Annotated in this window: 6 protein-coding genes; 2 read left to right on the top strand and 4 right to left on the bottom strand. The window is 33.1% G+C overall.

Annotated features, from left to right (window positions below; genetic code table 11):
- Positions 1-270: 270 nt before the first annotated feature.
- On the bottom strand, positions 271-834 hold the full coding sequence (locus TERY_RS25485) for a hypothetical protein (protein ID WP_011612665.1): 564 nt from the start codon (positions 832-834) through the stop codon (positions 271-273).
- A 276-nt stretch (positions 835-1,110) separates the two neighbouring features.
- Here TERY_RS25485 and TERY_RS15315 point away from each other — a divergent pair, with 276 nt between their 5' ends.
- The gene (locus TERY_RS15315) at positions 1,111-1,293 is read left to right on the top strand and encodes a hypothetical protein (protein ID WP_044136854.1); all 183 of its coding nucleotides are present in this window, start codon (positions 1,111-1,113) and stop codon (positions 1,291-1,293) included.
- Between the two features lie 702 nt (positions 1,294-1,995).
- On the opposite strand, the gene TERY_RS15310 is transcribed toward TERY_RS15315, so the two are convergent.
- The 3 genes from TERY_RS15310 to TERY_RS15305 form a co-directional block, all read right to left on the bottom strand.
- Positions 1,996-4,611, bottom strand: a complete 2,616-nt coding sequence (locus tag TERY_RS15310) for a DUF3769 domain-containing protein (protein WP_011612664.1) — start codon at positions 4,609-4,611, stop codon at positions 1,996-1,998.
- A gap of 790 nt (positions 4,612-5,401) precedes the next feature.
- Positions 5,402-5,518 (bottom strand): photosystem II reaction center protein I, encoded by a 117-nt coding sequence (locus TERY_RS28240; protein ID WP_011612663.1) that lies wholly within the window; start codon positions 5,516-5,518, stop codon positions 5,402-5,404.
- A 108-nt stretch (positions 5,519-5,626) separates the two neighbouring features.
- Complete coding sequence (locus TERY_RS15305) at positions 5,627-6,961, bottom strand: hypothetical protein (protein WP_011612662.1); 1,335 nt, start codon at positions 6,959-6,961, stop codon at positions 5,627-5,629.
- Between the two features lie 2,028 nt (positions 6,962-8,989).
- On the opposite strand from TERY_RS15305, the gene TERY_RS15300 reads away from it, so the two are divergent.
- On the top strand, positions 8,990-12,277 hold the full coding sequence (locus TERY_RS15300) for a glycoside hydrolase family 38 C-terminal domain-containing protein (RefSeq protein WP_011612661.1): 3,288 nt from the start codon (positions 8,990-8,992) through the stop codon (positions 12,275-12,277).
- Positions 12,278-13,193: the final 916 nt, after the last annotated feature.

Below are 13,193 nucleotides of genomic sequence, written 5' to 3'. Positions count from 1 at the left end.
AATTTGTTACCATCGCGTTCCTTATCTGAAACAACTATGTAAGGACTAAAAATGATATTTGGAGAGAAGTTACAACGACGACAACAGAGATATTCAAGCAGTAGAATTATTTGTACAATGTGCAATGTTAAACCGAATGATTCAAATAGATAAACCTAAAAGTTACAAGATTGAAATCTAGTTGCTTCCATTGGGGGAGTAGTTGGCGTTGGCGGAGGATGGTGGTGGCTGCTATATCGCTAAATTTATGCAACAAAGCCATTTCATTTTTTACTTATCATTTTCTGGCTCCAATTCCTTGGGATATGATTGTAAAGCTTGACTCTTTTTTAGAACTGTTTTAAGTTTAGTATAAAAATCAGTGTGTTTAATCTTGTTCTGATATGGTTCGACTGGGACTTGCTGCTGCATTAAATTTTGAGTTTTATTTTTCAAGTTTGGTTCAAAGGGGTTAGAAGGTAGGGAAGTAAGTTTAGAATGGTTTATTAGTTTTTCTTCTAAAAAGCTAGGGTTTGTTTTTGTTGACAAAGATGGAGTATCTATCTGAGTTGTAAAATTTGTGATCACATTTCTAGTGATAATATTTTGAAATTCAGAGTTAAAATGATAAATAGGCTGACCACGACGTTCCCATAATGTCAATATTTGCTGGACAGAGATAGCCTTATAACGTCCAAGATATAATGCTTCAATAACTGCTAAAGAAAGCCACTCCACTTGATAGTTTTTCTGCCAACGAGCAATAAGCTGCTTAGAAGTTTCACCACCCAGGTCAAAATCATACTTTGTTAACAAAGCCTCTGCTAAAGCAGATGTTAATGGCTTTTCTGTCATTGGTGCAACATTTAACCTCTTCTCAGTTAGATTAACTACTTAGAGCATAGTATAGCATTACCTTTCACCGTGAAAGGAGTTTTCTGTAAAGCAGGATAATATTTCGTGCGCTATTTATATCTCTTTAAATCAGAGTTTAATACTTGGAGCAATGTGCGACTCGTTGGCCAATCAAAAGTTATTGGGTATAAATGGCGGTTTTGAGTCAATACATGAGGACAACCTTGACACAGAAAATTAAAAATAAAGGTCTCAAAGAATATATATCAAGAATCAATGATCAGGGTAGAAAAGAAAGAAAACACAGTAGTTTTTTTGCTCGAATTATCTTGTATTCCTTGGGCAGTAAATGATGATTTTGTTTGGAAATTGGTAGAAATTTTAATGATACTCAATTCTCATAAATTTCGACATTATCGAAAAGGAATTAAAGCGATTAATAAATTGTTTAATAAGTAGGTAGGCATGAAAAAGACTTAGCTATATTAAGATTTGTGTAATGAATTCAATCTCCTCTACACAGTTTATTGGAGGTAAATTTACATTATTTTACATAGCAATAAATTTCAACACCGACCTACTTAAGGGTCTTATTTCTGGTTAACTAAAATTAATAAAAGTAAGTTTTTCTCTAATATTATTTAGAGATTTAATTGAATATAGGTTAAAATGTACCCGAGTATAAGTTTCCTACTCTAGAACCCTTGATATCAAGTTGCGAAGAGGTCTGTATTTGAACCTAACCTGGAAGGAACCTTAGTGATCAGTATCCGTATGAGCTGGAAACTCTCACATACGGCACTTAAAGTAGAGGCTAGGAGTAGGAGCACTCTCGTCAACTGTACCACTTAGACAGACAACTGTAGAAAGATTCTATAGAACATCCCTACAAGGATTTTTGTTATTAAGAAGTGTTTTCCAAATTTGCTGAAAACCACTCTAAAAAAACATTTTTTTTATGCCAGACTTAATTTTTTCGATCATTGTCCTTACTGCCTCCCTATGGCATAAAAAGTTTATAGGAGTTCCTGATCAGGGATAAACCTTTCAGGGGTACTTTTGCTAAGATTTCTGTAACACAAAATATGCTATCATCTCTAGTTAGTTGCCGGAAGCAACGTCTCCCATGCAATATCCAAGCAATGCTTGAGTATAGGTAATTTAACGAACTACACCACCACCAACCGGTCGAACATCTTCCCCAGAAAACGGAGTTGTACCACCTTCCCAGTTGAAGTCACTGATCCGGAGACTAAATGTACCAGTTTGTCGTCTAGGACTAAAAACTAATACCACCCCATAAGTACGACGACTATATTCTAGTGTAATTCTATCATCAAGAATATCACCATTTTCTAAGTTGATACCACTCTGGTAACCAACCCGAAAACCTTGATAAATTTGTTGGACTAAACCAAATAAGAGCACATTTGTATCCTCCACCCGGTCAAAGAAAAAAGGTGACTGACCACTCAGACCAGTCTGACTATAAGTTAAGTTAAATCCAGTATAATCAAAAAAGTCTCTAGAAAAATGCCCAAATTGTCCAGTAAACCCAAGACTTCCACGCACAAAAGATTGGTCTTCATCATTACTATAAAAGCTAGTAGCACCTGTAAGTCCTAACACCATTTGCAAAAACGGAACTACTGGTTTGCTGGTATATCTCAAACCCTCAGTTGCATTAGCCGTTAATGGTTTACCACTCCAGATAGTTAGTGGGTATCTCAGAGAAACTACACTCTGGAAACGACCAAGATCAGCCCGCGATCTAGAATCACTATCATCATCATTTTTATCATTAGGTAGAGGTTCAAATGGTTGAATATCCTTTAACAACTCTCGACGATCTGTTCTCGCATTTACAACTTGATATCCACTCTGAAAACTAAATTCTACACCAGTTTCACCTAGTGTTATTACAGGGGAAGCTAACACAACACCTGCACTACTATGAACAGTTTGAAATCCTAAACTACCATTAAATAAGCGATCGCGATAACTATACTCACCAGTCAAATTGTAACCTTGGAAAAACTGCCTAAGTCGAGCACTACCCCGAAAGTCATTTTCTTCCAAATCTGGAAAATCTTCAAAGGTCAGAAATGTGGCACGTCCCTCTACCTGAGTTGTGGGTGTTATGGTACCATTTACAGAAGCTTTGAGACCAAAAACATTACCATCTATAGGGTAGTCATTTTCATCTCCCAAAAATGCTCTTTCCAAGTAGTATTGAGGACTTATTTTGATTTGCAAAGGACCTGGGAGAAGAGGTTCAAATGTACTTTCAATAAATAAACCACCTCGATCATCTTGGTCATAACCAATTTGAATTGGGAGAGGGTCTCGTTGCTGGCGATCTATAACGGTTCGTTCACGAAACAGTGGTAAACTAAAACGTTGGTCAAATACTAATCGGGATTTTTTCGTTATCAACTCATCCTGAAAGGGAGATAGAGGTTTAAGTATAGCTCGATCAGACCTTAATTCCACCTCTGGAGGTGAAAATGGGTCATTAGTTAATCGAAGGTTTATAGCTTCCCAAGTTCCAGCACCTAATAAGTTGAGACGGTCAGCTTCAAAGCGTAGTCTGTTAACTATCCCTGACTGTTTTGGTGCTTTTAGTTTAGCTTTAAATCTAAGTTTTGTACCTTCAGTAGCTTTCACTTTTGTTGGAGGTTGAGTAGCAGCAATACGATCGCTCAAGGATATTGCCTCTAATGCTCCTACTCCTTCTGTAGTTGGTAAAGACTTGGAAGTGCTTTGCTCCGCATCCCCAACAAAAATAATCCCACTTGCTTTCTCAATTAACCCTTTGTCAAGGGTAAAGTTGTATTCCATACGTTCCCCAAGTAAGACTTGTTCTGCTTTAGTAAAAACAGCATTTCCTATAGCTAGCAGTTGACGAGTTGTCAGGTTAACTTGTACTTTGTCAGCACTAATTACTCCTTGACTAAATCGTACTGTTACCTTACCAACTGCAGAAATAAGTCGCCGTTGCTCGTTATATTCTTGGCGGTCTGCAGTTACCTCTACTACATCTGCTGGTAGAGGTATTTCAAGAGGTTGTCTATCTTCCGTTTTATTCTCTGAGTCTTGAGTTTGAGATTCTGGTTTTGTTGTGGGAAATTGAGTTTCTTTTTTATTCTCTTCTGAGTCTGGGGTTTCAGTTTCCCTAATGGGTTGTTCGTCTTGGGGAAGGTTTGGTAGTTTTGGCGTGTTGTTTTCTCTGATAGTTTGCCCTATCTCAAATTTAGATGGAATTAGTTGTTTTGTGTGATTGAAACGTTCTAATATTTTTCTACTATTGAGACTAAATGAATTTGTTAGTTGATTATTTTCTGGCTCTTTTTCAGAGAGCGCATATTCTGAGAAATCTGAGAACGAGATGGATGAGAATATTCTTTTTCTACCTGAATTGATTTGGCTTTCCAGAGTAGAAATTCTCGGTGCTGATGATATCTCTATCTCTATTGGTGGTCCAAGATTAGCTGAGGTTGTATGAATTGGACTGATTTTCTGAGTGTGGTCAAAATTTGAGGTAATTTGAGGAAATTTGTATAATACAGTTTCTCTGAACTCTTCTCCTAAGAAAGTGTTCTTTACAGATACTTTGATTTCCTCTCCAACCTGGCTAAATTTTGACATCGGACTCAATTGATTTTGATTTAGAGTAGATACTTCCTGTCCTATATCTGTAACATATTGGCTTACAGATTGTGAAGGCAAAGTTTCAACAATTGGAGGTAGTTCTGGAGGTGGCAGAGGATAGGACATATTTCGGATAGAAATACTAAGTTTACGGGATTAAAGGTTAGAGTTCATCATAAACTTAAGGGCTAGAAATTTCACACAATGTCAATTAACTTCAAAGTCAAAAGTTAACTACTAACATTCTTAGCTTGAGCTTGAACTAGCTAAAACTTATGGTTTACACCATATTCTGTCAATTATGTCATATCTCAAAAATTAGCCTGGAATAAAACACTTAACAAAATTAGTGAACTTCCAGGCTGAGAGTTCCTCCAAGAATATTAGTATTTACTTCCCTTCTTGGGAGGATACAAGTTTTTATATTCAATATTTCCGATTTTAGCCAGAGAGCATTTTCGGTTTTTCTCTATCGTTATGAAACTAGCTTTAACCCAAGAAATCATCTCAAATTAACCATGTTTTAATCTGAGAAAATCCAGGGTACAAAAAGCTCCAATTAATACTTAATTTACTGCTTCATCAAACTGATACAAAGTATCACAATTAGTGAAACCTCAATATTGACTTTCTGCTTTTACGTTAATAGTTGCCAGTAAAACTTTAAAATGTGTTCAAGGTCAAACTAAAACCTATCTTTCACTCTTTATAATTGTATATCCTGCGTTCTGTGCTTGATAGATATACCAAGTTTTTGGGTAATAAAAAGTTATTATTAACTAATGGTATATTTATTACATAAGTGCAGCTAGAAAAAGCATTAGAAGATGGAAAAAATATATCCACTTCATTACTTTGAACAACTATCGCAAAATAACCCTTCATGACGTAAGTTATCAACTTAAGTCAATTATGTTTACTCCATGTCCCGACCACTAGGGTTCCGTGCAGGGTCATTGGATAAAAATCCAAAAATAAATAACAAGACAAAAAATAGGACAACGATATTTACAACTATTTTCAAAGTCAGCATTTATTATTTCTCCTAAAAGGACGGGGTTTTAGACCGAATTTTTTCGATCAAATATTTACAATTTTATTATTATATCGAAATATTATCTAATTATACCATAATAATTTATCAAAAATTTTTCAACTTTTGTTGACACAATTGCCACGCCTGTACAAATATTTTTTCTACCCAAGTCATAATCACATCTACCCACCCTAATATTACTTCTAGGGGATGTTTGATATACCCTACTGAAACTGATTCTACTTCTAAACAGTTTAGTTTTTCCTTGGGCTTACTTTCTGAGTTATAAGTTTTGACAGATATTTTGTTACTATTTATGCTATAATTATCCTCATTTTCTACTCGATGTCCATCTATCTCTCTCAAAGCTTCTTTGGATGCGATCGCCTCTTGTTTAAGATAATCATTAGAACTCGAAATTATCTCATAACAGAGGTGTTTATGTAAAGGAAAACTTTTCTTTTTTCCTGGTTTTTCTACATCCTCTGGGTTCATTAAAGGTTTAGTTGTTGAAGAGGTAGCTATTTGAAATATTCCTTGTTCAAATGGCGATATTAATGAAGCAACTATTGGAGTACCATCTTGAGTTGCTAAAAGATTTTTTTGATTTTCTGGATCTATTTCTGTTTCTAATAATGATTCGACTTCACATTCTCCTTCTCTTCTCAAAGGTAGCAGCAAACCATTTAACCCTAAACCTTTAGTAATTGGATACAAATAGTGTTTTGCTAGATTATTAATAAACTCACCAAAAGTTATATTTGAATTTGACAATAATACCTGATTATGGTAACTATTTAAGCTTCTATTGTTGTCCTTTAGTTCATTTTGCTGTAAAACAATATTAGATTCATCAAAGAAATTGAACCACAAAGCAATTTCACTCGTTTGCACCCAAGCCATAAGTTGCCATACTCCCCCTAGAACTCCAAAGGTTGGCACAAGTTCCGCACAGGGTTGAATTTGAAGTTGCAATAAAGGTTTTTCTTCTATCTTCCCCATATCTAATATTAGAGGATTTTCTTGTTTGGCCCTAGTTAAAATATCTGATACTTTATAATTATTTAGAATTTCTAATCTTGAACTAACTTTACCCTGTTTTTTGACCAGAGTTTTGTTGGGGTTTAAAGGATATAATAACCTAGAATCAACTGGCCTTGAAAATACTGACACTTCTTCAATAGATTTGTCATTAGTTTGGTAATTTTTATTGACTTTTTCTTTAATTTCTGGTAAATAGCTTTTGGTTGTTTGTTGTAATTTTTTGAGTGCGACGCGAGAGGTTTGTAGCAACACATATATAGGATAAAGTAGCAGTTGAACTGTGATTGTAGCTATAAATTTTAGATGACATAAAGTACGATCGCTTCGAGTTAATATTTGGTTATATTTGGCTACAACAAAATTTAATACTTTACTTTTATAAGGGCTTGAAGTCATTTTTAGTTAGATATTTAGATAAACTAATTAATTTTCCAGAGTTAACTTTAAAAACAAAAAATATACCACCGAAAAATAAAGCCTAGTCCATAAGAGAACAACTTTTTAGTTGTTTTTTGTGAATACATATGTTATAATATATATTAATTAATCCCGGGTGGTCAGTCCAACGCAAAAAACAGACTCATGAGGCCAATGTAACCCATTCTTCTTGCAAGCTCATTTCCCCCAAGAGAATAGGAGTAGCTATAGCATAATGTAAAATTTATTCCACCCTTGGCTTCAGCTCGCCATAACCATAGCCAGGGAAAATTTCAAGAGAAAGAAGAAAACAGGAACAAGGGAACATAGCCAGGGAAAATCTTAAATTACTTACTGGGAAAATAGAACAAGTTAAATAGAAATTGACATAGATAATAAAACAGCTCTTGCCAGAGAAAAAAAATCACACAACTTAAGTCTAGTTTTAAATTTCTAATGGATTTGTTATAGATACTTAATTTAATCATACCAGGAAACTGAGAAAATAATCTAATTCCCCATTCTGTAATTTTCTAAAAAAACTGAGCAACTCAGAAAACTAACTCAAGTAGATTTTAAGAGCCATGAAACTGTTTATAAAAAAAATATCAGTGCACTTTAATATTTAGAGAGTTTGGAGTTATAGCCATTTCAATTAATACTTATAAACTTAACCTTGATAAGTGGGAAAAAATGAACTTACACATTGAGCAAAGATAAAATCCTTACTATGTAAAAATCGCGTTTTTACATAATTTTGTGTATACCTTAAACTCTTTAATCTCATAATTTTAGTCATATTTTCTATATTTAAACTGCTATAGCTTGGAAAAATTAGATACAATTCTATTCTTTAAATTAAAGGTAAAAATATTTGATAATTGAATAAAATTTAGCTATTTTTTTTGTATCTATGTAATCTGAAAACCTCATAATCATACTTCTATACCTTATCAATTTTAGTTTTCTATAAACCGTATTTTTTTTATATTTATATGGCAAAAATTAGAACTAATCCCAATTAAATAATTATTTTTTACCTTAGTAATATTGATAACTTAGTAGAACATTATCCACCAAATATCCTGTAATTTATGTAAATAATAATTGACTAAAAATATCTATTTTTTAGCCAGAGATTCTGCACATCTAAATCAAATTATAGATATTTTTTTAAAAAGTCTAGGCATCAAAGTTTTATTTCCCTAATTTTACTAGCTCATGTTAACTGTTAATCTCAAAAAAATAGTAGACATTAATAATTAAACTGAATGATTTTTGTCCAAGTATTACAACTGTTTCATTTATAAATACTAAATTTTATGAGTCTATCTTTTTCACCAATTCCTTTGTATTTTTAATAGTGGTAAACAAGCAACAATTTTGCTCATCTACTTTATTTTTAGTAGTGGTAAACAAGCAATTAAATTATTGTGCTCGTTTACTTTATGAGAACTCAAGAAATGTATTAACCAAAATTCGTACATCCTTATAACTACCGTATTTTTCTCTTAATTTTTGCAATCTTTATCTCCCGGCCTAGCTGCTACCCTGCATTTTTTTTTGACAGCTTAACCCCAATTTTTTTCAAGGTCGAAACACGGCAGTACAACTTACCCAGTTTCCTATTTTTATCTCAAATAATTCACATAATTACGAAATAGTAGTATCTGAATATCTTAGCAAAAGTTGTTTTCAATATACATCTACATTTATCAGACAACTAAACCTTGCTTTCCCACATTTTAATATTTATAAGTTTCCATCTTTTTTGTGTTGTTTTACCAGTTTTTGAACTAAACTTTTAGTAACAGAACATAAACAGAACATAAGACGACCATTTATCTTACTTTTTGAGCCAAACTTTCCTCAGTTAAAAGCCGATGATTCAAGACTTTTTTCTAAAAATTAAGCAGAAGAAAAAATGATCATCTAAATCCAGTTTTATATCTGAAATAAAATAAACTATGGATACCCATTCTCACTAAATCAGTAAATCAAAATTTTATGAAATTTTCAATTACCGAAATTTCCACAACAATTGAGCAACTCAGAAAATTAACCCAACTAGATATTCAAAACAAATGGCGCTCTTGCCAAGAGGATATACCTATTACCGCAGTTAAAAATTTAGATACTTGGCAGTTAGCTACAACAAATGAAAAAAAACAAATTGCTTGGGAAAAAGGCAAACAGATTTTATGGTTAGGGCAAAAGTTGATAATTCCTCCAAATTTAAACGGTTATTTATTAACTGATTTATCTTTACGATTAGGTTTGGTTTGGTGGGCTGAATATGTAGAAATTTATGTGAATGGTAAGTTAGTACAAACAGGAGATTTATTTGACTATTCCAGCAGAATTTTGCTGAGTCAAAAGGTCGTAGTTGGAAAGACTTTTATTATTGCTATTAAATTGGTAAGTCCGGCACATGACCGAGGTGCTTTAGTAAAGTCTTGGTTTGTCTATGAAAATCTGAATAATTATCAGCTTGATCCTGGTTTTATGGCAGATAGACTAGAAATATTACTGGAATATTTGACTAAATTTGAATCTAAAATTGACTTGAAATTAGAGAGAATAAAAAAATCTATCAGTTTGATAGACTTACAAGCAGTTGGAAAGAAAGAAAAGTTCGAGCGATCGCTACTAAATTTACACTCAGAAATAACCAAAATTTCTGAGAGCTATATTAATAGTTTAAAGCTAAAACTATTAGGTCATGCTCATCTAGATTTAGCTTGGTTATGGGATGTGGAAGAAACTTGGGAAGCCGCACAACGAACTTTTACATCTGTACTAAATCTACAACAAGATTTTCCTGAACTTATTTTCTGTCATTCGACTCCAGCATTATATGAATGGATAGAACAAAACCGACCAGATTTATTTAATAAAATTAAACGACAAATTGAGTTAGGCAAGTGGGAAGTCACAGCAGGTTTGTGGGTAGAACCAGAATTAAATACAGTCGGAGGAGAATCAATAATTAGACAAGTTTTATACGGTCAACGTTATGTTTGGGAAAAATTCGGCAAATTTTCTTCTGTAGCTTGGTTACCAGATACTTTTGGTTTCTGTTGGCAACTCCCTCAAATTCTTCAAGGCGGAAATATTAAATATTTTGCTACTCAAAAGTTACGTTGGAATGATTTAACAGAGTTTCCTTTTGAAATTTTTTGGTGGGAAGCTCCTGATAAAAGTCGAATTTTTAGTTTTATGTTACCGCCTATAGGAGAAAATATTGAACCTGTAAAAATGGCAAAGTATGCTTATGAATGGCAACTAAAAACTGGAGAAAAAAATGTTTTTTGGTTACCTGGTGTAGGAGACCATGGTGGAGGTCCGACTCGCGATATGTTGGAAATAAGTAGAAGATGGCAAAAGTCTGGTTTTTTTCCTGTGTTGGAGTTTTCAACTGCTGAGAATTTTTTTGCTGAGTTAGTAGAGAAAAATTCAGGTATTTTTCCTGTTTGGCAGGATGAACTTTATCTAGAATTTCATCGGGGATGTTATACAACTCATGCAGATCAAAAGAGACGGAACCGCCGTTGTGAAAATTTGTTGTACCAGGCAGAATTGTTTGCTGTTTTTGCCTCAATTATGACTGGTGCTTTTTATCGAAAGAATGATTTGGAGATGGCTTGGAAATTAGTTTTGTTTAATCAGTTTCACGATATTTTGCCTGGTTCGGCTATTCCTGAAGCTTATGTAAATGTTAATCAGAATTGGTCGGAGGCGGAAAGGCTGGGTAAGGAAATTTTGGCGGAGGCTATGGGAAAAGTTGCTGCTGATGTTAATGTTTCCCCACCTTTTCCTTTAGATACTTTTGCGGATGGGATGATTTATCCGATAATTGTCTTTAATTCTTTGAATTGGCAACGCTCAGAATTAGTTTCAGTTCCAGGAAAGAAGAATATTGAAGGAGCAGGGAACAGGGAGAAGGGAGAGGTTTTTGAACTTACACCTAACTCTCAACATTTAACCTTTTTGCAGGGCAGAGAAGATGACTGGCAAGTTTATGACGATGCTGGGCAAATACTTACTTCTCAGATATCGGATAATAGCTTATTGTTTCTTGCTTCTGACATACCTGGAGTTGGTTATCGTTTGTTTTGGTTATGTTCTAGATTTTCAGATTTGAACAAAAAATCATACATAGGCAAATATATAGCCCACCATACAGGAACAATAGCAAAAAAAATTGAAAATGTCAATACTGTTAGTTTAGAAATAGAAAAATGGGTTCTAGAGAACAATTTATTACGGGTAAAGGTAGAAGCAACAACAGGAAATCTAGAGAGTATTTTTGACAAGATTAATCAACGGGAAGTTCTGAGAAAACCAGAAGGAAATAAACTAAAAGTTTTTCGTGATGAAGGTCAATATTGGGATGCTTGGAATATTGATCCAAATTATCAACAACATCCTTTATCTTCAGCAAAACTAATAGATATTTTTTGGATAGAACAGGGAAAATTAAAAAGTTCTCTGCGGATAATTAGAAAAATAGGTAATTCTCAGTTTTGTCAGGATTACATTTTGGAAATAGGTTCCCAACTACTAAAAATTAAAAATTGGGTAAACTGGCAGGAAAAACATACTTTAGTCAAAGCAGCTTTTCCTATAAATATAGAAGCAGATTTTACTACTTATGAAATTCCTTGTGGAGCAATTAAGAGAACAACTAAACCTCAGACAGAAAGAGAGAAAGCAAAATGGGAAGTTCCAGCTTTAAATTGGGCAGATATTAGTAAAGATAACTATGGAGTCAGTTTATTGAATGACTGTAAATATGGATATGATGCAAAACCAGATGAATTACGTTTAACTTTATTGAGAGGTTCGACTTGGCCTGACTCGAAAGCTGATGTAGGAATTCACGAATTTACTTATGCTATTTATCCTCATATTGGAAGTTGGGAAAATGCAGGAACTGTACAACGTGGTTATGAGTTAAATATGCCTTTGATGGTACAAATAATGCCTTTGATTAGGGAAGAAAAATCTCATGGAAAATTGCCACAAGTTTATCGTTTTTTAGGTTGGGAAGCCGAGAACTTAATTTTGATGATGTTAAAACGGTCAGAGGATAATCAAAGTTGGGTTTTTAGATGTTATGAATGTTTGGGAAAAGAAGTAAAATTAAATTTGGAAAGTGACGCTGGTTTAAGAATAAAAAAAGTTGTGAATCTGTTGGAGCAAGATGTTAGTGAACCTAATGTTAATCTTGAGAATAATAACTATAATATTTTAGCTTGGAAAATAGTCAGTTTTTCCTTAGATATTCTATAGTTATAACCTTGAGCCTCAGAGTAAAATTTGTCAAACTTTAACTATAAAAATAGTAAGTTTTTTCTGGGAAAATTATAGTATTTTATCTCAGCCTACTTCCCTGGTTTTAAGAATTAAGAACATTTCTGAAATTTTCCAGCTTAATTCATAAACCCAACCTTGAGCTTCAGAGTAAAAGTTGTCAAATTTTAACTGTAAAAATAGTAAGTTTTTACAGGGGAAATTTTGGCATTTTACCTCAGGCTGCTTTCCTTTTTTTAAGGGTAGGAAAATTTCTGAAATTGTTGGAGATTAAGCCATGAACCTAACCTTGAGCTTCAGAGTAAAAGTTATCAAATTTTAGCTGAGAAAAAAGTAAATGTTTACTGAGATTTTCTGTAACTATAATACTGAGCTTGAGAGTCAAAACTTTCAAAAATTACTATTTTCATAGGTAAATTTTTTCTAATATTTTTTGTGGCTATAAATCTTTCATTCTTTTAGATTAAACCCTTAAACTTTCTCAACCCTCAACAAAAACTATCTTATCTTCCATCCACTGATAAAACTGCGAGCAAATTTTATAATAATTATTTGATTTGATAATAATATGAACATGAAAAAATCCGTTTTACTACCAAAAATATTTTTGTTTCTTTAGACCATCTTGTATTTTTAATAAAATCATCTAGTTAATCTAAAATATTCATTCTTCCCCTTGTTCGTAAAGATGTTGTTATTACTATCATATTTGTTATAATCTAATTAATTAATAATTCACATATCATTTTTATTTAATGAGGTAAATATAAAATTCTATACCTGAATTAATTGAATCCAGATATATATTGTGATAAAATATCTAGTCATATTACTGAGAAAATAATCGAGTTAATTTTGCTATAAGCGAACATTAAGGGAGGGATATCACTAGCTC

This window comes from Trichodesmium erythraeum IMS101 (assembly GCF_000014265.1).
In the GTDB taxonomy this organism is placed as follows: domain Bacteria; phylum Cyanobacteriota; class Cyanobacteriia; order Cyanobacteriales; family Microcoleaceae; genus Trichodesmium; species Trichodesmium erythraeum.
This window is presented reverse-complemented; position numbering and strand designations above follow the sequence as displayed.